Annotated in this window: 28 protein-coding genes and 2 pseudogenes; 12 read left to right on the top strand and 18 right to left on the bottom strand. The window is 45.4% G+C overall.

Annotated elements, in window-relative coordinates; genetic code table 11:
• Positions 1-82: 82 nt before the first annotated feature.
• The 12 genes from rpsQ to rpmE form a co-directional block, all read right to left on the bottom strand.
• Positions 83-337: a 30S ribosomal protein S17 gene (gene rpsQ / locus KHO06_RS01435; RefSeq protein WP_005435082.1), complete on the bottom strand. Its 255-nt coding sequence runs from the start codon at positions 335-337 to the stop codon at positions 83-85.
• Positions 337-528 carry a 50S ribosomal protein L29 gene (rpmC, locus tag KHO06_RS01430; protein WP_004410456.1) on the bottom strand — a complete coding sequence of 64 codons (192 nt, stop codon included), beginning with the start codon at positions 526-528 and terminating at the stop codon, positions 337-339. The genes rpsQ and rpmC overlap by 1 nt, the downstream gene beginning before the upstream one ends.
• Entirely contained in the window at positions 528-938 is a 411-nt protein-coding gene (gene rplP / locus KHO06_RS01425) for a 50S ribosomal protein L16 (RefSeq protein WP_005379577.1), read from the bottom strand. Before rplP ends, rpmC begins: the two co-directional genes overlap by 1 nt.
• Before the next feature lie 11 nt (positions 939-949).
• Positions 950-1,648 carry a 30S ribosomal protein S3 gene (gene rpsC, locus KHO06_RS01420; RefSeq protein ID WP_005435080.1) on the bottom strand — a complete coding sequence of 233 codons (699 nt, stop codon included), beginning with the start codon at positions 1,646-1,648 and terminating at the stop codon, positions 950-952.
• A gap of 18 nt (positions 1,649-1,666) precedes the next feature.
• Positions 1,667-1,999: a 50S ribosomal protein L22 gene (gene rplV / locus KHO06_RS01415; protein WP_005528535.1), complete on the bottom strand. Its 333-nt coding sequence runs from the start codon at positions 1,997-1,999 to the stop codon at positions 1,667-1,669.
• A gap of 10 nt (positions 2,000-2,009) precedes the next feature.
• Complete coding sequence (rpsS, locus tag KHO06_RS01410; protein WP_005431614.1) at positions 2,010-2,288, bottom strand: 30S ribosomal protein S19; 279 nt, start codon at positions 2,286-2,288, stop codon at positions 2,010-2,012.
• A gap of 21 nt (positions 2,289-2,309) precedes the next feature.
• On the bottom strand, positions 2,310-3,134 hold the full coding sequence (gene rplB / locus KHO06_RS01405) for a 50S ribosomal protein L2 (protein ID WP_005528534.1): 825 nt from the start codon (positions 3,132-3,134) through the stop codon (positions 2,310-2,312).
• Between the two features lie 15 nt (positions 3,135-3,149).
• A complete protein-coding gene (gene rplW / locus KHO06_RS01400) occupies positions 3,150-3,452 on the bottom strand; it encodes a 50S ribosomal protein L23 (RefSeq protein WP_004398471.1) in 303 nt (100 codons plus the stop codon).
• Positions 3,449-4,051 carry a 50S ribosomal protein L4 gene (gene rplD / locus KHO06_RS01395; protein ID WP_005435074.1) on the bottom strand — a complete coding sequence of 201 codons (603 nt, stop codon included), beginning with the start codon at positions 4,049-4,051 and terminating at the stop codon, positions 3,449-3,451. The genes rplW and rplD overlap by 4 nt, the downstream gene beginning before the upstream one ends.
• Before the next feature lie 17 nt (positions 4,052-4,068).
• Positions 4,069-4,698, bottom strand: a complete 630-nt coding sequence (gene rplC, locus KHO06_RS01390; RefSeq protein WP_005435072.1) for a 50S ribosomal protein L3 — start codon at positions 4,696-4,698, stop codon at positions 4,069-4,071.
• A gap of 14 nt (positions 4,699-4,712) precedes the next feature.
• Positions 4,713-5,024, bottom strand: a complete 312-nt coding sequence (rpsJ, locus tag KHO06_RS01385) for a 30S ribosomal protein S10 (RefSeq protein ID WP_004410492.1) — start codon at positions 5,022-5,024, stop codon at positions 4,713-4,715.
• A gap of 473 nt (positions 5,025-5,497) precedes the next feature.
• Entirely contained in the window at positions 5,498-5,716 is a 219-nt protein-coding gene (gene rpmE / locus KHO06_RS01380) for a 50S ribosomal protein L31 (RefSeq protein WP_038890899.1), read from the bottom strand.
• Positions 5,717-6,011: 295 nt separating this feature from the next.
• Here rpmE and priA point away from each other — a divergent pair, with 295 nt between their 5' ends.
• The 7 genes and pseudogenes from priA (at position 6,012) to rraA (ending at position 13,983) form a co-directional block, all read left to right on the top strand.
• The gene (priA, locus tag KHO06_RS01375; protein ID WP_212582000.1) at positions 6,012-8,213 is read left to right on the top strand and encodes a primosomal protein N'; all 2,202 of its coding nucleotides are present in this window, start codon (positions 6,012-6,014) and stop codon (positions 8,211-8,213) included.
• Between the two features lie 203 nt (positions 8,214-8,416).
• Positions 8,417-9,427, top strand: a pseudogene (gene cytR, locus KHO06_RS01370) (DNA-binding transcriptional regulator CytR); the annotation flags it as partial.
• Between the two features lie 168 nt (positions 9,428-9,595).
• Positions 9,596-10,147: an SPOR domain-containing protein gene (locus KHO06_RS01365; protein ID WP_212581999.1), complete on the top strand. Its 552-nt coding sequence runs from the start codon at positions 9,596-9,598 to the stop codon at positions 10,145-10,147.
• Between the two features lie 115 nt (positions 10,148-10,262).
• Complete coding sequence (gene hslV, locus KHO06_RS01360) at positions 10,263-10,814, top strand: ATP-dependent protease subunit HslV (protein ID WP_005435051.1); 552 nt, start codon at positions 10,263-10,265, stop codon at positions 10,812-10,814.
• A 29-nt stretch (positions 10,815-10,843) separates the two neighbouring features.
• On the top strand, positions 10,844-12,175 hold the full coding sequence (hslU, locus tag KHO06_RS01355) for an HslU--HslV peptidase ATPase subunit (RefSeq protein WP_212581998.1): 1,332 nt from the start codon (positions 10,844-10,846) through the stop codon (positions 12,173-12,175).
• A gap of 293 nt (positions 12,176-12,468) precedes the next feature.
• On the top strand, positions 12,469-13,386 hold the full coding sequence (locus KHO06_RS01350) for a 1,4-dihydroxy-2-naphthoate polyprenyltransferase (RefSeq protein ID WP_010646387.1): 918 nt from the start codon (positions 12,469-12,471) through the stop codon (positions 13,384-13,386).
• A 75-nt stretch (positions 13,387-13,461) separates the two neighbouring features.
• Positions 13,462-13,983 (top strand): ribonuclease E activity regulator RraA, encoded by a 522-nt coding sequence (rraA, locus tag KHO06_RS01345; protein WP_212581997.1) that lies wholly within the window; start codon positions 13,462-13,464, stop codon positions 13,981-13,983.
• Between the two features lie 107 nt (positions 13,984-14,090).
• Here rraA and zapB read toward each other — a convergent pair whose 3' ends face one another.
• Positions 14,091-14,333 (bottom strand): cell division protein ZapB, encoded by a 243-nt coding sequence (gene zapB, locus KHO06_RS01340; protein ID WP_005428165.1) that lies wholly within the window; start codon positions 14,331-14,333, stop codon positions 14,091-14,093.
• Between the two features lie 347 nt (positions 14,334-14,680).
• Here zapB and glpX point away from each other — a divergent pair, with 347 nt between their 5' ends.
• From glpX to KHO06_RS01325, 3 genes are all read left to right on the top strand, one after another.
• On the top strand, positions 14,681-15,688 hold the full coding sequence (gene glpX, locus KHO06_RS01335; RefSeq protein ID WP_012126871.1) for a class II fructose-bisphosphatase: 1,008 nt from the start codon (positions 14,681-14,683) through the stop codon (positions 15,686-15,688).
• Positions 15,689-16,013: 325 nt separating this feature from the next.
• Complete coding sequence (locus KHO06_RS01330; protein WP_212581996.1) at positions 16,014-16,628, top strand: metalloregulator ArsR/SmtB family transcription factor; 615 nt, start codon at positions 16,014-16,016, stop codon at positions 16,626-16,628.
• Between the two features lie 120 nt (positions 16,629-16,748).
• The gene (locus KHO06_RS01325; protein WP_080992253.1) at positions 16,749-17,111 is read left to right on the top strand and encodes a DUF3135 domain-containing protein; all 363 of its coding nucleotides are present in this window, start codon (positions 16,749-16,751) and stop codon (positions 17,109-17,111) included.
• Here the strand turns inward: KHO06_RS01325 and KHO06_RS01320 are convergent.
• The 3 genes and pseudogenes from KHO06_RS01320 to KHO06_RS01310 form a co-directional block, all read right to left on the bottom strand.
• Positions 17,108-17,395: a GIY-YIG nuclease family protein gene (locus tag KHO06_RS01320; RefSeq protein ID WP_212582436.1), complete on the bottom strand. Its 288-nt coding sequence runs from the start codon at positions 17,393-17,395 to the stop codon at positions 17,108-17,110. The two genes, KHO06_RS01325 and KHO06_RS01320, sit on opposite strands and share 4 nt — an antisense overlap.
• A gap of 405 nt (positions 17,396-17,800) precedes the next feature.
• Positions 17,801-18,222 (bottom strand): annotated as a pseudogene (locus KHO06_RS01315) (DUF805 domain-containing protein).
• A 63-nt stretch (positions 18,223-18,285) separates the two neighbouring features.
• Positions 18,286-18,633: a 5-carboxymethyl-2-hydroxymuconate isomerase gene (locus tag KHO06_RS01310; protein ID WP_212581995.1), complete on the bottom strand. Its 348-nt coding sequence runs from the start codon at positions 18,631-18,633 to the stop codon at positions 18,286-18,288.
• Between the two features lie 271 nt (positions 18,634-18,904).
• On the opposite strand from KHO06_RS01310, the gene tpiA reads away from it, so the two are divergent.
• Together tpiA and KHO06_RS01300 are read left to right on the top strand one after the other, a co-directional pair.
• Positions 18,905-19,675, top strand: a complete 771-nt coding sequence (gene tpiA / locus KHO06_RS01305; protein WP_005428123.1) for a triose-phosphate isomerase — start codon at positions 18,905-18,907, stop codon at positions 19,673-19,675.
• A gap of 572 nt (positions 19,676-20,247) precedes the next feature.
• Entirely contained in the window at positions 20,248-21,597 is a 1,350-nt protein-coding gene (locus tag KHO06_RS01300) for an MBL fold metallo-hydrolase (RefSeq protein ID WP_212581994.1), read from the top strand.
• Positions 21,598-21,671: 74 nt separating this feature from the next.
• Here the strand turns inward: KHO06_RS01300 and KHO06_RS01295 are convergent, their stop codons facing one another.
• Both KHO06_RS01295 and KHO06_RS01290 read right to left on the bottom strand, forming a co-directional pair.
• Complete coding sequence (locus KHO06_RS01295) at positions 21,672-22,838, bottom strand: nucleotide sugar dehydrogenase (RefSeq protein WP_212581993.1); 1,167 nt, start codon at positions 22,836-22,838, stop codon at positions 21,672-21,674.
• A 156-nt stretch (positions 22,839-22,994) separates the two neighbouring features.
• Positions 22,995-24,941 (bottom strand): nucleoside-diphosphate sugar epimerase/dehydratase, encoded by a 1,947-nt coding sequence (locus KHO06_RS01290; RefSeq protein WP_212581992.1) that lies wholly within the window; start codon positions 24,939-24,941, stop codon positions 22,995-22,997.
• Between the last annotated feature and the right edge of the window lie 51 nt (positions 24,942-24,992).

The following is a 24,992-nucleotide window of genomic DNA, read 5'->3' as shown; positions in this document are numbered from 1 at the left end:
CCTTTTTTTCAATTGGGTAGTCAAAAAATAAACGGCTCCAAAAATTATTTTTGGAGCGTTTTTAATCATAGAATAAAGAAGATTAGATCTTCGCTTTTTCTAGGACTTTTACCAATGTCCAAGACTTAGTCTTAGACAGAGGACGACACTCTGCGATTTCAACTGTGTCGCCTAGGCCACACTCGTTGTTCTCGTCATGTGCGTGTACTTTAGTCGTGCGCTTTACGAATTTACCGTAAATTGGGTGTTTAACCATGCGCTCGATAGCAACTACGATAGACTTGTCCATCTTGTCGCTAACAACACGACCTTGTTGAGTACGTTTTACTTCGCTCATTATGCGCCTGCCTTCTCAGTCAAAACAGTTTTCACACGTGCGATATCACGGCGTACAGCTTTCAGAGTATGAGTTTGCTGTAGCTGACCAGTTGCAGCTTGCATGCGCAAGTTGAACTGTTCACGTAGCAAATTCAATAGCTCAGCGTTAAGCTCTTCAACGCTTTTCTCGCGTAGATCTTGTGCTTTCATCACATCACCTGCTTAGTTACAAATGTAGTTTTGAATGGCAGTTTACGAGCCGCTAGGCGGAACGCTTCACGAGCCAATTCTTCAGGTACACCACCCATTTCGTACATAACCTTACCAGGTTGGATTTGGGCTACCCAGTACTCAACGTTACCTTTACCCTTACCTTGACGAACTTCAAGTGGTTTTTCTGTGATTGGTTTGTCTGGGAACACACGGATCCAGATTTTACCTTGACGCTTAACGTGACGTGTCATTGCACGACGTGCCGCTTCGATTTGACGAGCAGTTAGACGACCACGGCCAACAGCTTTAAGACCGAATTCGCCGAAGCTTACATCAGTACCTTTAGCTAGACCACGGTTACGACCTGTCTGAACCTTACGGAACTTAGTACGTTTAGGTTGTAGCATCTGTCGACTCCTTACTTACGGCCTTTACGCTGCTTCTTAGGCTTGTCGCCTTTAGGCTCTACAGCGTTAGCTGCTGGCATACCACCTAGGATCTCACCTTTGAAGATCCAAGTTTTAATGCCGATCACACCGTATTGAGTGTGAGCCGAAGAAGTTGCGTAATCAATGTCAGCACGTAGAGTGTGTAGAGGTACACGACCTTCACGGTACCACTCAGAACGTGCAATTTCAGCGCCGCCTAGACGACCACTTACTTCTACTTTGATGCCTTTAGCACCTAGACGCATTGCGTTTTGTACCGCGCGCTTCATAGCACGACGGAACATAACACGACGCTCTAGTTGAGACGCGATGCTGTCACCAACAAGTTGTGCATCAAGTTCAGGCTTACGTACTTCAGCGATGTTAATTTGCGCTGGTACACCTGCAATTTTTGCTACAGCTGCGCGTAGTTTCTCAACGTCTTCACCTTTCTTACCGATTACAACGCCTGGACGAGCAGTGTGAATAGTCACACGGATGCTCTTAGCAGGACGCTCGATAACGATGCGTGAAAGAGACGCTTTTTGTAGTTCCTTAGTTAGGAACTGACGTACCTTGAAGTCGCCGTCTAGGTTGTCAGCGAAATCTTTGGTGTTAGCAAACCATGTAGCATTCCAAGGCTTAACGATGCCAAGACGAATACCATTAGGATGTACTTTTTGACCCATTGCTTACTCTCCTAGTCTCTAGCGATCTGCTACAACAACAGTGATGTGGCTTGAACGCTTCAAGATACGATCCGCACGACCTTTAGCACGAGGCATAATACGCTTCATGGTTGGGCCTTCATCTACAAAGATTTTTGCGACATTCAGATCGTCAATATCTGCACCTTCGTTGTGCTCCGCGTTAGCGATAGCAGACTCTAGAACTTTCTTAACTAGAACAGCAGCTTTTTTGTTGCTGAAAGTTAGGATTTCTAGAGCTTGGTCAACAGATTTACCACGAATTAGATCCGCAACTAAGCGAGCTTTCTGAGGCGAAATGCGAGCAAAGTTATGTTTAGCAATAGCTTCCATTATTTACTCCTTAACGCTTCTTAGCTTTCTTATCCGCAGCGTGACCGCGGTAAGTACGTGTTGGTGCGAATTCACCTAGTTTGTGACCGATCATTTCTTCGGTTACGAAAACAGGTACGTGCTGACGACCATTATGGACAGCGATGGTCAAACCGATCATCGATGGGATGATCATTGAACGACGGGACCAAGTCTTAAGTGGCTTTTTGTCTCCGCTTTCCACCGCTTTCTCTACCTTCTTCAGCAAGTGTAGGTCAATAAATGGACCTTTCTTGAGAGAACGTGGCATGGCGATTCCTCTTTATATAGATTACTTGTTACGACGACGTACGATGTACTTGTCAGTGCGTTTGTTCTTACGAGTCTTGAAGCCTTTAGTTGGCATACCCCAAGGAGATACTGGGTGACGACCGCCAGATGTACGACCTTCACCACCACCGTGTGGGTGATCAACCGGGTTCATTACTACACCACGTACGGTTGGACGTACGCCGCGCCAGCGTGAAGCACCAGCTTTACCAAGTTCACGTAGCATGTGCTCAGAGTTACCAACTTCACCGATTGTTGCACGGCCTTCAGAAAGAACTTTGCGCATTTCGCCAGAACGTAGACGGATAGTTACGTACGCACCGTCGCGAGCAACGATTTGAGCGTAAGCACCAGCCGAACGAGCTAGCTGACCACCTTTACCAGGTTTTAGTTCAACGTTGTGTACAGTTGAACCTACTGGGATGTTACGCATTGGAAGAGTGTTACCAGCTTTAATCGGTGCATCAACACCAGATTGGATAACATCACCCGCGTTAACACCTTTAGGTGCTAGGATGTAGCGACGCTCACCGTCTTTGTAAAGAACTAGAGCAATGTTTGCGCTACGGTTTGGATCGTATTCTAGACGCTCAACTGTCGCTGGGATACCGTCTTTAGTACGTTTGAAGTCAACTACACGGTAGTGGTGCTTGTGACCACCGCCGATGTGACGTACTGTGATACGACCGTTGTTGTTACGACCACCGTTCTTAGAGTTTTTCTCTAGAAGAGGTGCGTATGGCTTGCCCTTGTGTAGGTCAGCGTTAACAACTTTAACAACGTGACGACGACCAGGGGAAGTCGGCTTACATTTAACAATAGCCATTTTTAACTACTCCTGTTATTCCGCGCCGCCAACAAAGTCAAGATCTTGACCTTCTTTCAAAGTAACGTACGCTTTCTTAACGTCGCTGCGGCGACCTTGGCGTAGACCTTGACGTTTGGTCTTACCCTTAGTGATAAGAGTATTTACAGACTTAACTTCAACTTCAAAAAGCTTTTCTACAGCTGCTTTGATCTCTTTCTTAGTTGCATCTTTAGCTACTTTGAAAACGATAGTGTTCGCTTTCTCAGCTGCCATAGTTGCTTTTTCAGAGATGTGCGGAGCACGTAGAACTTTTAGGATACGCTCTTCAGTGATCATGCTAGCATCTCCTCAACTTGCTTAACTGCTTCAGCAGTCATTACAACTTTGTCGAACGCGATTAGTGAAACTGGGTCGATACCAGCAACGTCACGTGCGTCAACTTTGTATAGGTTACGAGCAGCTAGGAATAGATTCTCATCTACTTCGCTAGTCACGATTAGAGCGTCAGTTAGCTCAAGCTCTTTAAGCTTAGCAACTAGCTCTTTAGTCTTTGGCGCTTCAACTGAGAAGTTATCAACAACGATTAGACGCTCTTGACGAACTAGCTCAGAAAGAATGCTCTTCATAGCACCGCGGTACATTTTCTTGTTAACTTTTTGGCTGTGATCTTGTGGTTTCGCAGCAAAAGTAACACCACCTGTACGCCAGATTGGGCTACGGATTGTACCAGCACGCGCACGGCCAGTACCTTTTTGACGCCATGGCTTAGCGCCACCGCCAGAAACTTCTGAACGTGTTTTTTGAGCACGAGTACCTTGACGAGCACCTGCTGCAAATGCAACAACTACTTGGTGTACAAGAGCTTCGTTAAACTCACGTCCGAAAGTAGTTTCGGAAACAGTTAGTGCATCAGCACCTTTAACCATTAGTTCCATTACTTACTCCTGAGACGTTATGCTTTAACAGCTGGTTTAACGATCACGTTGCCACCTGTTGAGCCTGGTACTGCACCTTTAATAAGAAGCAGATTGCGCTCAGCGTCAACACGTACGATCTCTAGGTTTTGAGTCGTTACACGCTCAGCACCCATGTGACCTGCCATTTTCTTGCCTTTAAATACGCGACCTGGAGTTTGACATTGGCCAATTGAACCCGGTGCACGGTGAGACAATGAGTTACCGTGAGTCATATCTTGAGTACGGAAGTTCCAACGCTTAACAGCGCCTTGGAAACCTTTACCCTTAGATGTACCAGTAACGTCTACTTTCTTAGTTTCGTTGAATAGTTCAACTGTTAGCTCAGCGCCAACTGCGAACTCTTCACCGTTTTCCAAACGGAATTCCCAAAGACCACGACCAGCTTCAACGCCAGCTTTAGCAAAGTGACCTGCTTCAGCTTTGTTTACACGGTTAGCTTTCTTTGAACCAGCAGTTACCTGGATTGCAGCGTAGCCATCTGTCTCAAGAGTTTTAACTTGAGAAACACGGTTTGCTTCAACTTCAACAACTGTTACTGGGATAGAAACGCCGTCTTCAGTAAATACGCGGGTCATGCCCACTTTACGACCGATTAGACCAATCATTCTTCTAATCTCCCTTAACCTAGGCTAATTTGAACGTCAACGCCCGCAGCAAGGTCTAGACGCATTAGAGCATCAACAGTTTTGTCTGTTGGCTCAACGATGTCGATTAGACGCTTGTGAGTACGAATTTCGTACTGGTCGCGTGCTTTCTTGTTAACGTGTGGAGAGATAAGAACTGTGAAACGCTCTTTACGAGTTGGCAGTGGGATTGGACCACGAACCTGTGCGCCAGTGCGCTTAGCTGTTTCAACGATTTCCGCTGTAGAAGCGTCGATTAGTTTGTAATCGAATGCTTTTAGGCGGATACGGATACGTTGGTTCTGCATGAGACAGAGCTCCAATATTAAAAATTACACAAACAATATCGCCACTCAAACTCGTCAAGACGAGAGAATGCCGATTGATTTATGTGAAACCGTAGCATCCAAGATTAGGATGCATTGTCAGTTAATTTTCGATTAACTATCCCTATATGCCAGAGTCACGTCTGGGGATAGTTTTTCCGAAGAAAAGATAGCTAATTGTATTAACCGCGAACATAAGCTGAGTCTACATTACCTTGCAAATCCGAAGACTTGCTCGCTCCTCATTGCTCATTGGTTCACAACTGGCTTAACCAGTGCGACGCATTATACAGATCACACTTTAGGATGCAAGAGCTGAGTGAAAAATAATCGAACAAAATTCAACCACTCGGCTTATCCCGGTTTTTACGCCAAATCGCCTATTTTACGATGGGCGAATAAACAAAAAGGACGCCGAAGCGTCCTTTTTTAAACAGGAATAATAGCGCTGGCTATTACTTCTTGCTTGATAGAGCACCGAAACGCTTGTTGAAGCGATCAACACGGCCGCCTGTATCAACGATACGTTGCTTACCAGTGTAGAATGGGTGACATTTGTCACATACGTCTAGGTGGATAGACTCTTTGTCTAGAGTTGACTTGAACTCGAAAGAGTTGCCGCAAGAACAAGTAGCAGCTACTGCTTTGTATTCTGGGTGGATACCAGCTTTCATGGGATAACCTCAATTGTAGGCCGTGTCGCTATACGAATCTAAGCCGCACACCACACGTAATGAAAAATAAAAGTGCGATACCGCATCGACCAAATGCCGAAGCCATATCTAAGGCGCAGTATAGTAATGAATCACTAGGATAGGATCAACACATTTGGCAACTTTTTCGCCACTTTTTTCACCAGTACTTTAGTACTGATGGGAATCAAGTTACCCAAAATGCAGATCGCTCGAATTTCTTAACGCGTTTTAATAGACTATAGCCCTCTTCCCTCTTTTATATAGTAAAGATTCTATGCGTCCATCCATCGCCCGAGTAGCACTGCCAGTCCCGCTCGACAAACAGTTTGACTATGTCATACCTAGTCACCTTTTCCCTGTGATTGGCGGACGCGTTTCTGTGCCTTTTGGTCGGCAGACTTTGGTTGGCATCGTGACCGCCATGGTTAATCATTCAGACTTTCCTAAAGAGCAACTGAAAGCGCTTAAAGCGGTATTAGATGCCCAACCAGTTTGGCCAGAAAAACTCTATTCTTTACTGACTTGGTGCAGCCAGTTTTATCAGTATCCACTTGGTGACACACTTCATAATGCAATGCCTGCTGCCCTGCGTAAGGGAAAACCTGCCGATTTCGCGACATTACAAGAGTGGCAAATCACTGCGTCGGGTAAAGATAAGCTGATGCAAGGCTTAGGGCGTGCAGTCAAGCAACAGCGTGCTTTGCAGATGCTGGTCAATGGTTCAGTGCCACACCAAGAGTTCATCGACCAAGAAATTGGCTCTACCGTACTTAAGTCTTTGGAAGAGAAAGGCTGGGTCGAACGCATAGAGAAAAAGCCGACGATCACTAAGTGGGGCCAACAAGTTGAGTTCGATGTTGAAAAACCAAAGCTCAACCACGAACAAGCTCTGGCGATTGCTAGCGTAAACAGCCAAACCGGCTTTGCCTGCTATTTATTAGAGGGCGTTACAGGTTCCGGCAAAACCGAAGTTTACCTTAACCTCATTAAGCCAGTACTTGAACAAGGTAAGCAAGCTTTGGTGCTCGTCCCTGAGATAGGTCTGACGCCCCAAACCATTAACCGCTTCAAGCGTCGCTTTAATGTGCCTGTGGATGTCATTCACTCTGGGTTAAATGATACCGAGCGACTCAACGCTTGGCTTTCTGCGCGAGACAAAGCCGCTGGCATCATTATTGGTACGCGCTCTGCCCTACTAACGCCTTTTGCTGATCTTGGCATTATCATTGTCGATGAAGAACACGACTCGTCTTATAAACAACAAGATAGCCTGCGCTACCATGCTCGTGATGTTGCGGTGATGCGTGCACATAAAGAGCAAGTACCTATTGTCCTCGGCTCTGCCACGCCAGCTTTAGAAACACTACACAACGCATTGACAGGCAAGTACCACCATTTAACGCTGACGCAACGCGCCGGTTCTGCCGTTCCGACCACTAACAAGGTGCTAGATGTTAAAGGCCTCTATCTAGACAGTGGCTTATCCGCGCCATTGATTGCTGAAATGCGCAAACATCTAAAAGCGGGCAACCAAGTGATGCTGTTCTTAAACCGTCGCGGCTTCTCACCGGCGTTAATGTGCCATGAATGTGGCTGGATTGCGGAATGTAAACGCTGTGATGCTTACTACACCTTCCACCAATACAGCAATGAGATTCGCTGTCACCATTGTGGCTCACAGCAACCTGTCATTAATCAATGCCAAGGTTGTGGTTCGACTCAGTTGGTCACTGTGGGTGTGGGTACCGAACAGCTTGAGTTGCAACTGGCTGAGCTCTTCCCAGAATACAAAGCCATTCGTATTGATAGAGACAGCACGCGCCGTAAAGGTAGCCTAGAAGATGCGCTCGAATCGATTCGTAAAGGCGAATACCAAATTCTGATTGGCACGCAGATGTTAGCAAAAGGTCACCACTTCCCAAATGTGACGCTTGTTGCGCTACTCGATGTTGATGGTTCCCTCTACAGTAGTGACTTCCGCGCCTCCGAGAGACTGGCTCAACTGTTTATTCAGGTCGCAGGTCGCGCAGGTCGCGCAAGCAAACCTGGTGAAGTGATATTGCAAACTCACCACCCAGAACACAGTTTACTGCAAGCTCTACTGCAGAAAGACTATCGCCACTTCGCTATGACCGCATTGGCAGAGCGTAAACTCGCCCAACTGCCACCGTATAGCTTCTTGACCTTATTTAAAGCAGAAGCCAACCAAAGCGAAGTGGTCGAAGACTTTTTACGTCAGGTACGTTTTACCCTTGAATCGCACCCATTGTTCGATGATAGCTGCATGGTGTTGGGGCCGACACCATCACCACTGGCTAAGCGCGCTGGCAAATATCGATGGCAGCTTTTACTGCAAACTCAGCATCGCTCATTGATGCAAAAGTTATTAACCAGTGCGAAACCTGCTATTGAGTTGTTGCCAAATGCCAAGAAAGTTCGCTGGAATTTAGACATAGAGCCACAGGATCTCAGCTAGCAAACGTTTAACCATGTAATGAATTGCCTTTTAATGTGATGAGGTTCACATTAGGATTGCAATTTTTGTTAAACAGACCGTAACTTTCCCTTTAGAAATGAATAGACTATTCAAATTAGTAAAGTCTAAAGTGGATCAGTCACATAGGCTTCAATTAGAACAATGACAAACGTCACCTTGGCGAATATTTTAAGAGGGTAAAAACTATGGCGACAATGAAGGATGTTGCCCAGCTTGCAGGGGTATCTACTGCGACGGTATCAAGAGCATTAATGAATCCAGAAAAAGTCTCTTCTTCAACAAGAAAGAGAGTGGAAGATGCCGTACTAGAAGCTGGTTATTCACCAAATTCATTAGCTCGTAACTTACGCAGAAATGAATCAAAAACCATTGTCACCATCGTACCGGACATTTGCGACCCGTACTTCTCAGAGATCATTCGTGGTATTGAAGATGCAGCAATGGAACACGGCTATCTTGTTCTATTGGGCGACAGTGGTCAGCAGAAAAAGCGTGAAAGCTCGTTTGTTAACTTAGTCTTTACTAAACAAGCAGATGGTATGCTTTTGCTTGGTACTGATCTGCCGTTTGATGTCAGCAAGCCTGAACAGAAAAACCTGCCACCTATGGTGATGGCGTGTGAATTTGCTCCAGAGTTGGAACTGCCAACCGTTCATATCGATAACCTAACCTCAGCATTTGAAGCAGTGAACTACCTTACTCAGTTAGGTCATAAGCGTATTGCTCAGATCTCTGGTCCAGACTCTGCTGCTCTGTGTCAGTTCCGCCACCAAGGTTACCAACAAGCACTGCGTCGTGCGGGTATTAATAAAGAGGAGCAATACACCGTTATTGCCGACTTCTCTTTTGACGGCGGAGTACAAGCCGTGCGTAAACTGCTTGAGCTTCCAGAGCCACCGACCGCTCTATTCTGTCACTGTGACACCATGGCAATTGGTGCTATTCAAGAAGCGAAGCGCCTAGGTCTGCGTATTCCTCAAGACCTGTCCGTTGTCGGCTTTGATGACATTCAGTTCGCTCAATATTGCGATCCACCGCTAACCACCATCTCTCAACCTCGTTATGAGATCGGTCGCCAAGCGATGTTGATGATGCTTGAATTGCTTAAAGGTCACGACGTGCATTCTGGTTCTCGCCTACTCGAGACCAAACTTGTTGTGCGTGGCAGTGCAGCGCCACCGCCACTTCGATAAGAAAACTCTTCCGCAGCAACAACCATTTCATTCTAAGCGACGCATTTAGCGTCGCTTTTTAATGTCTACTTTCCTGCACGTAGCTAACAAGATTATCTAATTAGGGTGTTTTCTCGTCGCATTCTGGATTAACATATTTGCCAGAATCCTTGATGACCAGAAGTAACCGTGGCAAATAGAGATTATGTAAGACGCGGACGCGGCGCTCCGAAGAAGTCGACAAAAAAACAACCTTCAAGAAAAAAACCTTGGCGTAGTGGTCTACTAGCAATATTGCTCGTGGGCGGTTTCGGCTATGGCCTGTATTTATTGAGCTCAGATCCAGAACCTGAACAAACCGTTGTGGCAGAAAAGCCTGTAACGAATACCACCAGCAAACCAAAGCCGAAGACAGACATTCCACCTCCACCAGAAGAAAAGTGGGAATACGTGGAATCTCTACCACAGCGTGAAGTAGAAGTCGTCGCTAAAGAAATTCAGGTATCCAAAGTACCTTATGTGATGCAGTGTGGTGCTTACAAAAACCAAAGTCAGGCAGAAGAGCGTAAGCTCGCCATTGCCTTCCAAGGTATGAGCAGCCGTGTGATTAAAAAAGAAGGCAGCTCTTGGTATCGCGTAGTACTTGGTCCATACAAGTTCAAACGTGAGGCAGAGAAAGATCGCCACAAGTTGCAACGCGCCAAGATTGAGCCGTGTGCAATTTGGAAAGAGAATCTTTAAACACAGGCCCTAGGAGCTAAGATCCTAGGGCCTTTCTTTTCGCCCCCTTGAATCCCCCAATCACTTACCCCATATACTTAATTAAATCCAAAGAGAAATAATTAAGAGGTCGACTGTGACTACCATTGTATCTGTACGTCGAAACAATAAAGTCGTCATCGCGGGTGATGGCCAAGTGTCGCTAGGTAATACCGTAATGAAAGGCAACGCACGTAAAGTTCGCCGCCTATACAACAACCAAGTACTTGCCGGTTTTGCTGGCGGTACCGCGGATGCCTTCACCCTATTCGAGCGCTTCGAAAGCAAACTTCAAATGCACCAAGGCCACCTAACTAAGGCGGCTGTAGAGCTAGCAAAAGACTGGCGTAGCGACCGTGCACTTCGCAAACTAGAAGCCCTACTGGCCGTAGCGGATGAAACTGCTTCCCTAATCATCACTGGTAACGGTGATGTGGTTCAGCCAGAAAACGATCTGATCGCTATTGGCTCGGGCGGCGCATACGCACAAGCAGCCGCAACTGCACTATTAGAAAACACAGACCTAGACGCACGCGAAATCGCAGAGAAAGCACTGAACATTGCTGGCGATATCTGTGTATTCACAAACCATCACCACACTGTAGAAGAACTAGAATCTACAGTAGAGCTTCCTAAGCCAACGGCTTAAGCGTAATCGTAACGAAGTAAGGAAAGAATATGTCTGAAATGACTCCTCGCGAAATCGTTCATGAACTGAACCGCCACATTATTGGTCAAGACAAAGCAAAACGTTCGGTTGCGATTGCACTGCGTAACCGCTGGCGTCGCATGCAACTTGAAGAAAGCTTGCGTGTCGAAGTCACGCCAAAGAACATTCTAATGATTGGTCCTACTGGTGTAGGTAAAACTGAGATCGCTCGTCGTCTTGCAAAACTGGCAAACGCACCATTCATCAAAGTAGAAGCAACCAAATTCACTGAAGTGGGTTATGTCGGTAAGGAAGTGGAAACCATTATCCGCGATCTCACCGACGTTGCAGTGAAGATGACCCACCAGCAAGCGATGGAAAAAGTAAAATTCCGCGCAGAAGAGCAAGCAGAAGAACGTGTATTAGACGCGCTACTGCCACCAGCTCGTGATGCTTGGGGTCAATCTGAGCAAAAAGAAGACACATCGAACACGCGTCAAATCTTCCGTAAGAAACTGCGTGAAGGCCAGCTAGACGACAAAGAAATCGAAATCGATGTAGCTGCACCGCAAATGGGTGTGGAGATCATGGCGCCTCCTGGTATGGAAGAAATGACTAACCAGCTACAGGGCATGTTCCAAAACCTAGCGGGTGACACCAAGAAGAAACGCAAGCTGAAAATCAAAGACGCAATGAAAGCATTAGCGGAAGAAGAAGCAGCGAAACTGGTGAACCAAGAAGAGCTGAAAGAATCTGCAATCTTCAACGTAGAGAACAACGGCATCGTATTCATCGACGAAATCGACAAGATTTGTAAGCGCGGTGAAAGCTCTGGCCCTGACGTTTCTCGTGAAGGTGTTCAGCGTGACCTACTACCACTAATCGAAGGTAGCACGGTATCAACGAAGCACGGCATGGTAAAAACAGACCACATCCTATTTGTGGCATCTGGTGCATTCCAAGTAGCGAAGCCTTCTGATCTGATCCCAGAGCTGCAAGGTCGTCTACCAATCCGCGTAGAACTTGAAGCGCTGACCAGCAACGATTTCAAACGTATTCTGACAGAGCCTAAAGCGTCTCTAACTGAGCAATACATTGCGCTGATGAAAACAGAAAGCGTAGATGTAGAATTCACTGAAGATGGTATCACTCAAATCGCAGAAGCGGCATGGACAGTAAACGAAACCACTGAGAACATCGGAGCTCGTCGTCTACACACTGTGATGGAGCGTTTGATGGATGAGATTTCTTACGACGCGACTGAAAAAGCCGGTGAGAAGGTCGTCATCAACGCGGCATACGTGAAAGACCGCCTAGGCGATACGATTGAAGATGAAGACCTAAGCCGCTTTATTCTTTAATAACGCTCTCTAGAGTCCAAAGCCCAGAACGATGCTTCTGGGCTTTTTCATTCCGCATGGCAGTTACCTTAGCAAGAGTTCGTCATCCTAGCGAGCTCCAGCGAGACTAAGGATCTAATAACAACGTGCGCCGTACTCTCTCTTTCCCCAAAAGCGCCATTTATTACCTCAAATATGGAAACTGTGTTCCTTCTCCGCAAGCCTTTGACTCTTAATTGAGTTGTTTCAGGTCAATAGCGTAACGGGCGCTTTGTGCTTATACTGGGCACATTGGTTACTAGCACGAAATATCCATGAAACAATCATTGCAGATCTGGCTTGAAGCCGCTCGTCCAAAAACATTACCCCTCGCACTAGTGTCTATTTTGACCGGTAGCGTACTCGCCTACTCCGCGGGTCACTTCTCGCTGACTATCGCTGTAATGGCCTTTGTCACCGCAACGCTACTGCAAATATTGTCTAACCTTGCGAACGACTACGGCGATGCAGTGCAAGGCACGGACAACGACAACCGTTTAGGCCCTCAGCGTGCGATGCAGTCTGGCGCGGTAACTGCGGATCAAATGAAGAAAGCGATCATCTTCAACATAATCCTGACCGCCATTGCTGGTTTAACCTTAGTGTTTTACGCACTGAGCTCTTTTGAAAGCATCATTACCTTTATCGGTCTGGGCATTCTTGCCATTATCGCGGCGATTGCTTATACCATGGGCAGCAAGCCTTACGGTTATGTTGGCTTAGGCGACCTGTCTGTATTTATCTTCTTTGGCCTACTTGGTGTATCTGGCACTTACTTCCTACACACAGGTCATGTAGATGCGACACTATTCCTACCAGCACTAGGTTGTGGTCTGTTGGCAGTAGCTGTACTGAACATCAACAACATGCGCGATATCGAGAACGATAGCGAATGTGGTAAACGCACCATGGCGGTTCGACTTGGCCAACGCAAAGCGAAACAATACCACTTCATCTTACTTGGTGGCGCACTACTGGCTTTTGCTGTTTATTTGCTTATTCAAGACAAACCGGTGTGGATCAGCTTGCCATTCCTGATCAGTATTTTCGTGGTGGCGAACCATGGTAAAGCGGTTTGGAATACCGAGAAACCTGCGCAAATCGCTCCAATGATGCCCGTAGTTGTGAAGTGTTCGCTTGTTACCAATGTTTTATTTGCAACAATTGTGGTAGCTCAAACTCTAATGAGTTAAAAAAGGATTGTCATTGCATTGACTTAATGCCTAGATATACTCAAAGACAACAGTTTCTGTTTAGAAAGGTACGCTATGGAATACAATACCTCAGCACTCTGTGATATCTACCTTGATCAGGTAGACGTGGTTGAACCGATGTTCAGTAACTTTGGCGGACGAGCTTCGTTTGCCGGGCAAGTGACAACGATTAAGTGTTTTGAAGACAACGCACTGATCCGCGAAACTTTAGAACAAGATGGTATCGGACGAGTATTGTTGATTGATGGTGGTGGTTCCCTACGCAGGGCCTTAATCGATGCAGAAATCGCGACGCTTGCAGAAGAAAACGAATGGGAAGGCATCATCGTTTACGGTTGTGTCCGCGAAGTGGACGAGCTGGAAGACATGAACCTAGGCATCCAAGCACTCGCGTCTATCCCTGTTGGGGCAGCAAACCAAGGTATCGGTGAAATCGACGTACCAGTGAACTTCGGTGGCGTTAGCTTCCTACCTGAAGATTACATCTACGCAGACAGCACCGGCATCATTCTTTCTCCTGAGCCACTCAATGTAGATTTAGAGCTCGATGAAGAAGACGAAGGTGAGGAAGGTTAAACTAACCTCACTCCTTTATTAGCAACGAGCCAGTCGCTAAAAACCCATCGCCAAATACGCAAACACCCGCCGAAGCGGGTGTTTTTGATTCTGGATACTTAAGTGGATTATTCCACTTCGTCCATCTTGCCAAGTAGTGCACGAATGCGCTCTTGCCACTGTGCGTGTTCTTGTTGAGCTTGCTGAGATTTTTGCTCTAGCTCTTCTCGCTGAGAACGAAGCTCGTTTGCTTCTGTTTCAAGCTTCACTTTATCTTCTTTCAGCTCTTCGACTTCCATCTGAAGAAGAGTGATTGTGTCAACTGCAGTTTGAATTTTCGATTCTAGTTGTTCTAGTACTTCAAAAGACATCTTGGCCTACCTATTGTTATTCCGTTGGGACGATGCGCGAGCATTCGCTTGCACCTTACCTATGAGGTTCATTCTACTCAGCGTAGCGACGAGAAACACTTACTATATTCGATATTTTGCATCATTCGGTTAAAAAATCGGCGCAATCTCACTAAACGCTGACTTTTCTTATCATCGAAGCATTTTTGCGCAATGCATTTTCCCATCACTACCCCATAAACTCACCCAAGTATTGATCAAATTCAACTTAGTTAAAGTAAAAGCTCAGCAAAAAGGCAAACGTTTAACTGACGATGTGATAAAATCGCCGCGCAAATTATTCTTCCCTCTTGTTACTTGGAGACATCATGAAACGCGATTTAGCAATGGCATTTTCCCGTGTTACTGAAGGTGCCGCTTTGGCTGGTTACAAATGGCTTGGCCGTGGCGACAAAAACGCAGCGGACGGTGCTGCAGTTGAAGTGATGCGCACCCTACTGAACAAAACAGACATCAGTGGTGAAATCGTTATTGGTGAAGGTGAAATCGATGATGCACCAATGCTGTACATCGGTGAGCAAGTGGGTATTGGTGGCGACGAAGTCGATATTGCGGTAGACCCAATCGAAGGCACACGCATGACCGCGATGGGCCAATCTAACGCACTGGCAGTATTGGCAGCGGGTGAGAAAGGCAGCTTCCTGAAAGCGCCTGACATGTACATGGAAAAACTGGTTGTTGGCCCAGGTGCAAAAGGCGTTATCGACCTAGGTAAACCACTAAAAGAAAACCTAGAAAACGTAGCGAAAGCGCTGAACAAGCCTCTTGATACGCTAGTCGTCATTACGCTTGCGAAGCCTCGTCACGATGAAGTGATCGCAGAGATGCAAGCCATGGGCGTTCGCGTCTTCGCAGTGCCAGACGGTGACGTAGCTGCTTCAATCCTAACTTGTATGCCAGATAGCGAAGTAGACATGATGTACTGCATCGGCGGTGCACCTGAAGGCGTAGTATCTGCAGCAGTGATTCGCGCACTAGACGGTGACATGCATGGTCGTCTTCTTCCTCGTCATGAAGTAAAAGGCGATACAGAAGAAAACCGCATCTACGGCTCAGCTGAGCTACAACGCTGTGAAGAGATGGGTGTAAAAGCGAATGTTGTATTGAAGATGGAAGACATGGCGCGCAGCGACAACGTAGTCTTCTCTGCAACGGGGATTACTAAAGGAGACCTGCTAGAAGGTATCTCTCGCCAAGGCAACATCGCAACAACAGAAACTCTATTGATTCGCGGTCGTTGTCGTACTATCCGCCGCATCAAGTCTACGCACTACCTAGAGCGTAAAGACCCAGAAGTGCGCGATATTATTCTTTAAGCATTAGTCGAGGCTCCCGCTCACCTAGAGCTGGAGCCTTTCTTTCCTTGCAAGTCATTTACGCTTCCTCTGTCATCATCAGAGTGCCTCACTCTAGCGAGCAAGAATTTAGCTCCAGCGAGCTCCCCATCTTTATGCCTAAACTCAGGCTATAGAATCAATGGATAATAGATTCTGAATCACCTCGTCCCTCGCTGTTCAGAATGACGACATATATTTGTGCGCATTAACACAGACCCAACAAATCCACACACAAATTAAGTCAACACTTTTCTTTACTAACCCTATCGAGCATAATATGTACTGACGTATAAATGGTGGGTATATGAAGACCGTAGATAGGATTTTGCAAATCGTTAAGCGTGATGGCTCTGTCACCGCGAAACAACTCTCTTCTGAACTGGGTATGACAACCATGGGTGCGCGTCAGCACCTGCAAGGTTTGGAAGATGACGGCGTCCTGTCAATTCATGATGTAAAAGTCAAAGTTGGTCGCCCAACTCGTCATTGGTCTCTGACACAAAAAGGCCATGAGCAATTTGCTGATCGCCACGGTGAACTAACCATTCAATTTATTGAGGCCGTCGAGCATATCTTCGGTAAAGACGGACTGGAAAAAGTCACGTCTGAGCGCGAGAAGCTCACCCTACAAAGCTACCAACAACACCTTGAGCAGTGTGACTCGCTAGAGAGCAAGTTACAGACACTGGTTACCCTGCGTGAGCAAGAAGGCTATATGGCCGAACTGGAACAAGATGAGCATGGGTTTATTCTGATCGAAAACCACTGCCCTATTTGCAAAGCCGCGACTCGCTGCCCAAGCTTGTGCCAATCTGAGCTTAACATCTTCCAATCACTTCTCGGCAATGAAACCAAAATCGAACGCGCCGAGCACATCATCAGTGGCCAACGTCGCTGCGTGTACCGCATTCAAGCCTAATATCTCGACTCACTCCCACTTTGTTATGAACATGCACTCTTATTAGTGAGACGATGCTGTCATTCCTTCTATCTCCGTTTCTGCATGGATTAAGCTTTTAGTAACTAGGAGCAACATCCAATGGATTTGGAGATAGTCATGCCAAGCACCCACAAACCACAAGTTTTGCCCTCATTCGATGAAATGGTAAAAATGGCAGAACGCGATCCCGAAGCCTTTGAACAGTTCCGTCATGATATGGCGAAAGACATGATTGAAGGTGCCTCAGAACGGATGCAACCACGATTGTGGGCTCAGCAAAGCCACATAGATAGAGTCATTCATAACTGCAAAAACCCCAACCACACCAATGTTGTATTGATGAATGAGCTACAGAAACAGGTGGTGAAATTTAGAGAAGCATTACAAGGGGAGTCTGCACCAACTCAAAAAGCCGATGTGGTTGAGCTGAGAGCGTTTAAAGATAGAGATGATTTTTACTAACACTCATTGGATAAATCGAGAAAGTCAGGGTTAGATTCTCTCACTAAATCTAACTTCCATTCACGCTTCCATTGTTTCAGTTGCTTTTCTCGGTTTATGGCAGTTGCCATATCTTCAAACAGCTCAAAGTAAACGAGCTTGTGAACGTGATACTTCTTGGTAAAGCCCTCGACTACTCCGTTTTTATGTTGCCATATTCTTTGGGGTAGTTGGCTGGTAACACCAATGTAGAGAACTGAGTTATTTTTTGAAGTTAGGATGTAAACGCAAGGTGTTTTGTCGATGGTTCATTCTCCTTAATGAGTTGTTTTAGTTTCCTATTGTGACCCACCAGCAAAGTCAGCTTACTTCAAACTCGGAGCACTCGGTGAGTAGATTCTGAATCACGCTCGTCCCTCGCTGTTCAGAATGACAGTTAATTTAACTTACTATTAAATAAAAGAAACCCGTCATTCTAACGAGCTTCAGCGAGACTAAGAATCCAATTTCAACGCTAGAGATGTAGGGGCATTATCTAAGGAGCGCTTGGTAAGTAGATTCTGAATCACGTTCGTTCCTCACTGTTCAGAATGACGGAAATCTGGGGACATTGTGCGTTTAGCAGCCAGATGACTAAAAGTAAACTGTCATTCTAGCGAGCTCCAGCGAGACTAAGAATCTACGTCCAACGAGTCCAATATCCAAGGAGCTTACTTCGGCTCAGGGCCGTAGTTGTTTTGACCTGCCGTACCTTTCAAGAAACCACACTCCACCAGAATCCACAGGCCACAAATCAGAGAAATCGAAGCGATCATCATTGCGGTGTCGATGGGTCTTGTGCAGCAGGGTTCGTCATCGGCGTTGCAACTCGACCAATGATCAATGGGATGTTTAACGCCAACCAGTAAATCGACTTATTACGGTCATGCCAACGCTTAGTGGTGATCGCCAAATCTGGGATAAGAAGAATTAGCAGGAAGATAGGCAGAAGAATATAAGAAAACGCTGGGAACAACTTACTGATGCCCGCACCGAAGCCCAAGATCATGATGTAGTAGATGATATTCCACATCCAGTAAGTTTTACGGCCTATACGACCTTGGAAAGAAAACAGTAGTTCTTTAATCGACATCGAAACACTCAACATATTGAAAGTGCGACAACTCCTTGGCCGCACTAAGTAAATCTAGTGTGTTTAATTTACCACCTTCTGGAAGCAATCAATATCCATATCTCGAACATTCACCGTCAAACTGTGTACGTGGCTCGCTTGTTCTTGTAGCACCACCATCAGCGCTCTTGATAATTCTCGTTTTTGTTCTGGGCTTCTTCCTGTTAGCAAATCAAAGTTGATGTGGATGAAATCAACACTATCGCCCTCTTCGCCAACCAGCCAGTTGTGGCAGCGAAGTGCGCGTGATTTTACGGACGCCAGTTCAAACAAACCACTGTCTAAAGTCACTTTGTGTAAGTCTTCTAATAGGCCCTGAACATTCACACGCTCATCGACCGAGTTGGAATATTCTAAAACTAAGTTTGGCATTTTGATTCCTTTCTTATTACGGCTAACTTTTAGCCCGTAGTAATACCAATCTAAGGCGCATTTTCCGAGGAATGAACTATCATTCTGTCTACGCGATCACCAATCGATTGCTTTTAACAAAAATAACAGAACAAATGCAGCACCGACCAGATGAAGAAAGCCGAATAAGACATGACGCCAATCATGATCTGTTCACATTATTCTGTTATATTCCTACGTAGATTTTTTACATTAATAGACTATTTACATTAAAGATAAGGGAGATATTCCTATGCGTCGTCCTGTAGTGATGGGTAACTGGAAACTAAACGGTAGCAAAGCAATGGTAACTGAGCTGCTAACTGGTATTAACGCTGAACTTGAAGGCGTTGAAGGTGTAGACGTAGCAGTAGCTCCACCAGCTCTTTACATCGATCTAGCTGAGCGCGTAATCGCTGAAGGCGGTAACAAAGTTATCCTAGGTGCACAAAACACTGACCTAAACAACAGCGGTGCTTTCACTGGCGACATGTCTCCAGAAATGCTGAAAGACTTCGGTGCTTCTCACATCATCATCGGTCACTCAGAGCGTCGTGAATACCACAACGAATCTGACGAGTTCATCGCTAAGAAATTCAACTTCCTAAAAGAAAACGGTCTAACTCCTGTTTTCTGTATCGGTGAATCTGAAGCTCAAAACGAAGCTGGCGAAACTGAAGCAGTATGTGCACGTCAAATCAACGCAGTTATCGACACTTACGGTGTTGAAGCTCTAAACGGTGCAATCATCGCTTACGAACCAATCTGGGCTATCGGTACTGGTAAAGCAGCAACAGCTGAAGATGCACAACGCATCCACGCTTCTATCCGCGCACTAATCGCAGCGAAAGACGAAGCAGTTGCAGCACAAGTAATCATTCAATACGGCGGTTCTGTTAAACCAGAAAACGCTGAAGCTTACTTCTCACAACCAGACATCGACGGTGCTCTAGTTGGCGGCGCTTCTCTAGACGCTAAGAGCTTCGTAGCTATCGCTAAAGCAGCGGCAGCAGCTAAAGCTTAATTTCGCTTTTTGCTAAGCAGAAATAACAAAGGGATGCATCGCGCATCCCTTTTTGTTTGCTTACGATCTAGTGAGTTCTGTCATTCCGAGGAGCCCAAGCGACATCAGGAATCTACTAACCGCACGCCCCCAAATCAAACCAACAAAACAGCAGACGTAACCTAAAGAAATCCGTCATTCCGAAGAGCCAAAGCGACATCAGGAATCTACTCACCGCACGCCCCCAACTCAAAGCAACCAAACAACAAACATAACCTAAAAGAATTCAGTCATTCCGAGGAGCCTAAGCGACATCAGGAATCTGCTCACCACACGCCCTCAACTCAAAGCAACCAAACAACAAACATAACCTAAAAGAAGTTCTTCATTCCAGGAGCCCAAGCGACATTAGGAATCTACTCACCACACGCGCTAAACCCAAAACAACGACAAACCACTTACATCAAAACAAAGAACTAAATCGCACTTCCGATTATTCCCATTCAATTCCATCCAACCAACGAGCTCTATTCACTTAACCTAACCTCAAGATTTAGTATTGACCGATGCTTGTTCAAGGAGGAGCAATCGACATGACAACACCAATATCAGACATCGCCAGTGTGATTCATCATGGTGGAAAGCATACCGTCACAGGCTCTTGTCATGAATTGAAACTGCCACACGGCAGCATCTTGATCGATTGCGGCCTCTTTCAGGGCAAAGACATCCACTTTGGCAACCGCAGGGCATCACTGGATATTGAGTTTCCGGTTAAACACATCAAAGCATTAGTCCTGACTCACGCTCATATCGACCATATCGGACGCCTACCTTGGTTACTGGCTGCTGGATTTAAAGGCCCAATTTACTGCACCAAAGCAACAGCCGAACTGGTACCGCTCATGTTAGAAGACGGACTAAAACTGCAACTGGGTTTGAACTACCATCAACGTCAACAAGTCCTCAATGTTATTAAAAAACAGCTAAGGCCCCATGACTACCAACAATGGCTGCCACTTGGTAAACAATGTTACCTGCGCTTTCAGCCTGCGGGGCACATTCTTGGTTCCGCTTACGTGGAATTCAAACTCCACAATCATGAAATCATTGTATTTTCCGGCGACCTAGGCCCAACCAATACCCCGCTCTTACCCGACCCGAAGCCACCAAAGCGTGCCGACTATCTGTTCATCGAGTCCACATACGGCAACAAAGAGCATGAAGACATTGCCACTCGAACTGAGCGCTTGAACACCATTATCGATCACGCACTGCAAGACGGTGGCGTAATTCTGATCTCGGCTTTCAGCGTAGGACGTACGCAGGAACTGTTATTCGATATTGAGCAACTGATTCACCAACGCGACTTGTCGTCTTCTTTGCCAATTATCCTAGACTCACCGCTTGCGAAAAGAGTCACGAAGACCTACCGGCGTTTCAAAAAACTATGGGGAAAAGAAGCAAAACAAAAGCTCAACAACCATCGTCATCCCCTCGCCTTTGAACAATGCATTACTGTGAAAAGCCATAGAGAACATCAAGCATTGGTGAATCGACTAGCCTCCACCGATGAGCCTGCAATTGTCGTCGCGGCATCCGGTATGTGCGAAGGAGGAAGAATCGTCAATTACTTAAAAGCACTCTTACCAGACGAAAGAAATGATGTGCTGTTTGCGGGTTATCAAGCACAAGGAACCTTAGGTCGAGAAATCCAATCAAGCAGCCACACGGTGGATATCGATAATCAACCAATCGAAGCCAATGCACAGATCCATACCATCTCTGGATATTCTGCACACGCAGACCAAAGCGATTTATTAAAGTTTGTTACTGGGATTCCAACACAACCAAAAGCCGTGCATTTGATACATGGAGAGAAAGAAGCAAAAAATGAGTTAGGAGAGAGGTTGGAAGCAGAGGGAATTGAGGTGGTTTATTGATTAGAGCGAAGCAGATACTTAAGTAAGAGTAAAGAAAGAAGGTCCTAGCAAACTAGGACCTTACCGGAAATTGATCAGTCGCTACCAAACAAGTCACGTGTGTAAACTTTATCCGCTACGTCTGCTAACTCTTCCACCATGCGGTTAGAAACAATCACATCCGCACTTTGTTTGAACTCATTCAGGTCTTTAATCACTCGAGAGTTAAAGAAATCTTCATCTTTGAGTACTGGTTCGTAAACTACGACCTCAACACCTTTTGCCTTGATACGCTTCATGATACCTTGGATAGAGGAAGCGCGGAAGTTATCAGAGCCTGCCTTCATGATAAGGCGGTAGATACCCACAACTTTTGGTTCACGCTTAAGAATAGATTCAGCGACAAAGTCTTTACGCGTACGGTTTGCTTCTACAATTGCACCAATGATGTCGTTCGGTACATCTTGGTAATTGGCTAAAAGCTGTTTCGTGTCTTTTGGTAAGCAGTAACCACCGTAACCAAATGATGGGTTGTTGTAATGATTACCGATACGAGGATCTAAGCCAACACCTTCAATGATTTGACGAGCGTCCAAGCCATGAGCTTCTGCATAAGAATCCAGCTCATTAAAGTATGCTACACGCATAGCAAGGTAAGTGTTTGAAAACAGTTTGACTGCTTCAGCTTCTGTAGAGTCAGTAAATAGAACTTGAATGTCTTCTTTTACAGCTCCTTCAACAAGCAGACCTGCAAACACTTCAGCACGTTCACTGCGTTCACCAACGATAATACGTGACGGATGAAGGTTATCGTAAAGCGCTTTCCCCTCTCGCAAGAACTCAGGGGAGAATATGACATTTTCACATCCCAACTCTTCCTTAATTCGAGCAGTATAGCCAACAGGAACAGTAGACTTAATCACCATTACTGCATCAGGATTGATAGACATAACATCTTTAATCACCGCTTCAACTGAGGAGGTATTAAAGTAATGCGTGATTGAGTCATAATCCGTTGGCGTTGCGATCACAACATATTCTGCACCTTGATAAGCTTTCTGCTTGTCTGTTGTTGCGATGAAGTTTAGTTCCCTGTTTTCAAGGAAATGTTCAATCTCAACATCAACAATTGGAGACTGTTTTTTATTTAGCAACTCAACCTTTTCAGGAACGATATCTAGTGCAACCACTTCATGATTTTGAGCTAACAACATAGCGTTGGAAAGCCCTACGTAGCCCGTGCCGGCAACAGCTATTTTCATAATTTTACCCTAACTCTAAGAGTTACACTTCTGAATAAGATTAGAATTAAACAACATAGATCTTAAACAATCTATAGGTGTTTGTTGTTTGGAATTGAGCGATGTCAAACCATTCAGCATAATAAAAAGAAATGGACACTAAGTGTCCATTTAAATCTATTCGTTTACAGCTAGCTCTGTATCAATCAGATTTAACTCCAATTGGTTGTGACTCCACACTAAGTCACCAATACCGTCCGTAGGATTAAATCCTGTAGGAGCATTTAATAGCAATGAGCGGATGTTTTCGTGATCCATGCTATGGCATGCAAAATCAAGTTCATTCAACAATAGGTCGTATTCTTCCAGAGGTAAATGTACCTCATGAGCCGTCATTATTCTCTCATGCGCCGTCTGCTTTACATTGTCACCAATGAGCAGTTCTTCATACAGCTTTTCACCAGGGCGAAGTCCTGAGAATTGAATCTCAATATCACCATGAGGATTAGTCTCAGATTTTACTTCAAGACCAGATAGTTGAATGAGATTACATGCTAAGTCTGTAATTTTTACTGACTCACCCATGTCTAAAACAAATACATCGCCCCCTTTACCCATTGCACCAGCCTGAATGACTAACTGCGCAGCTTCAGGAATTGTCATGAAGAAGCGAGTGATCTCAGGATGAGTAACGGTTACTGGTCCGCCTGATGCAATTTGCTTTTTAAACACAGGAATCACGGAGCCAGAAGAGCCAAGAACATTACCAAATCGTACCATGCAAAATCGAGTGCCATTTGGTTTTGCATTTTCTTGATCAGCTAGAGCTTGCAAACCTAATTCTGCCATTCGTTTAGTTGTGCCCATTACGTTAGTAGGGCGAACGGCTTTATCAGTAGAGATTAATACAAATGATTCAACACCGGCTTTAATCGCCGCGCACGCAGTATAATAAGTCCCATAAATATTGTTGCGAACACCTTCTATTACATTGAACTCAACCAACGGAACATGCTTATATGCAGCGGCGTGATATACCGTTTGAACTTTAAAAGAAGACATTGTCGTTTCTAGACGATGTTGACGCTGAACAGAACCCAACAAAGGAATAATGTCGCAAGTCAGCCCTTTTTCAACCTTAAGTTGATTTAGTTCACGATCAATCTGATATAGGCCAAATTCAGACAATTCAAATAAAATAATAGACTTAGGAGACTGCTCTACAATTTGACGACACAACTCGGAACCAATAGAACCACCAGCTCCCGTCACCATAACAACTTTGTCTTTGATGTTTGCTTCCAACAATACTTGCTGTGGGGCGACCGGATCTCGTCCAAGTAAATCTTCAATAGCAACATCTTTCAGCTCGTCGATTTTTGCTTTGCCAGAGACAATATCCGTCATATCAGGAACAGTAAGCACTTCAACAGGCAGCTTAGCCAACTCATCAAGAATGACTTTACGACGAGAACGTTTAGCACTTGGTACCGCGAGTAAGACTTGAGAAACATCGTATTTATTAATGATTGGCATTGCATCTTCAATAGCAATAACAGGTAAGCCTAAAATCATTGTGTTACACAGCGTTGAATCGCCGTCAATAAACGCTCTTACACGATAGTCACCACTACTTCTCAATGCCATTGCGAGTTGTCGGCCACCGGAGCCCGCACCATAAATAAGAACCTCTTTGCTCTGTGTAGAGTAACTCTGTGCAATTAAAGAGCGAACTATAACGCGAGGGCCACCACAAAAAAGAGCAAGAAACGCAGCATAAATAACAGGAACCGTTCTTGGGAATGGATCACTCATGTAGAAACTTAAAGCTGCCACAAGCGTCGCGGATATAATGGCGCCAGCTGTCACTACAAACAGAGCCTGAAAAGTTAAGTAGCGAAGCACTGCTCTGTAGAGCCCCAATCGAGCAAAGACTGCAATTGTCACAATCGCCACGCCAATTTGAATGCCCCAAACAGTAGGATATGTGAAGTAGTTGGTTTCACCTGAGCGAACTAATATCGCCAAATGAAAAGCCAAAGAGATCAGAACTACATCAATCAGAACACTGACAATTCTTTTATGCGTTCTAGAAAGCTGCCATATAAATTGTAGACGTTGCATAATAATTCTTATTTGTTGGTGTATCTGGAAAACAGAATAAAGTTTAACATA

Source organism: Vibrio sp. B1FIG11, from assembly GCF_905175335.1.
Lineage (GTDB): Bacteria > Pseudomonadota > Gammaproteobacteria > Enterobacterales > Vibrionaceae > Vibrio > Vibrio campbellii.
This window is presented reverse-complemented; position numbering and strand designations above follow the sequence as displayed.

Coding starts and splice junctions, on each gene's coding strand:
- rpmE (WP_038890899.1), bottom strand. CDS start 5,716: ATGAAAGCTGGTATCCACCCAGAATACAAAGCAGTAGCTGCTACTTGT.
- rpmC (WP_004410456.1), bottom strand. CDS start 528: ATGAAAGCACAAGATCTACGCGAGAAAAGCGTTGAAGAGCTTAACGCT.
- priA (WP_212582000.1), top strand. CDS start 6,012: ATGCGTCCATCCATCGCCCGAGTAGCACTGCCAGTCCCGCTCGACAAA.
- rplD (WP_005435074.1), bottom strand. CDS start 4,051: ATGGAACTAATGGTTAAAGGTGCTGATGCACTAACTGTTTCCGAAACT.
- zapB (WP_005428165.1), bottom strand. CDS start 14,333: ATGTCTTTTGAAGTACTAGAACAACTAGAATCGAAAATTCAAACTGCA.
- rpsC (WP_005435080.1), bottom strand. CDS start 1,648: ATGGGTCAAAAAGTACATCCTAATGGTATTCGTCTTGGCATCGTTAAG.
- KHO06_RS01300 (WP_212581994.1), top strand. CDS start 20,248: ATGACAACACCAATATCAGACATCGCCAGTGTGATTCATCATGGTGGA.
- KHO06_RS01290 (WP_212581992.1), bottom strand. CDS start 24,941: ATGCAACGTCTACAATTTATATGGCAGCTTTCTAGAACGCATAAAAGA.
- rplB (WP_005528534.1), bottom strand. CDS start 3,134: ATGGCTATTGTTAAATGTAAGCCGACTTCCCCTGGTCGTCGTCACGTT.
- rpsS (WP_005431614.1), bottom strand. CDS start 2,288: ATGCCACGTTCTCTCAAGAAAGGTCCATTTATTGACCTACACTTGCTG.
- rplC (WP_005435072.1), bottom strand. CDS start 4,698: ATGATTGGTCTAATCGGTCGTAAAGTGGGCATGACCCGCGTATTTACT.
- KHO06_RS01310 (WP_212581995.1), bottom strand. CDS start 18,633: ATGCCAAACTTAGTTTTAGAATATTCCAACTCGGTCGATGAGCGTGTG.
- KHO06_RS01330 (WP_212581996.1), top strand. CDS start 16,014: ATGAAGACCGTAGATAGGATTTTGCAAATCGTTAAGCGTGATGGCTCT.
- rplP (WP_005379577.1), bottom strand. CDS start 938: ATGCTACAACCTAAACGTACTAAGTTCCGTAAGGTTCAGACAGGTCGT.
- hslU (WP_212581998.1), top strand. CDS start 10,844: ATGTCTGAAATGACTCCTCGCGAAATCGTTCATGAACTGAACCGCCAC.
- rpsQ (WP_005435082.1), bottom strand. CDS start 337: ATGAGCGAAGTAAAACGTACTCAACAAGGTCGTGTTGTTAGCGACAAG.
- KHO06_RS01325 (WP_080992253.1), top strand. CDS start 16,749: ATGGATTTGGAGATAGTCATGCCAAGCACCCACAAACCACAAGTTTTG.
- tpiA (WP_005428123.1), top strand. CDS start 18,905: ATGCGTCGTCCTGTAGTGATGGGTAACTGGAAACTAAACGGTAGCAAA.
- rpsJ (WP_004410492.1), bottom strand. CDS start 5,024: ATGCAGAACCAACGTATCCGTATCCGCCTAAAAGCATTCGATTACAAA.
- rplV (WP_005528535.1), bottom strand. CDS start 1,999: ATGGAAGCTATTGCTAAACATAACTTTGCTCGCATTTCGCCTCAGAAA.
- KHO06_RS01350 (WP_010646387.1), top strand. CDS start 12,469: ATGAAACAATCATTGCAGATCTGGCTTGAAGCCGCTCGTCCAAAAACA.
- glpX (WP_012126871.1), top strand. CDS start 14,681: ATGAAACGCGATTTAGCAATGGCATTTTCCCGTGTTACTGAAGGTGCC.
- rraA (WP_212581997.1), top strand. CDS start 13,462: ATGGAATACAATACCTCAGCACTCTGTGATATCTACCTTGATCAGGTA.
- rplW (WP_004398471.1), bottom strand. CDS start 3,452: ATGATCACTGAAGAGCGTATCCTAAAAGTTCTACGTGCTCCGCACATC.
- KHO06_RS01295 (WP_212581993.1), bottom strand. CDS start 22,838: ATGAAAATAGCTGTTGCCGGCACGGGCTACGTAGGGCTTTCCAACGCT.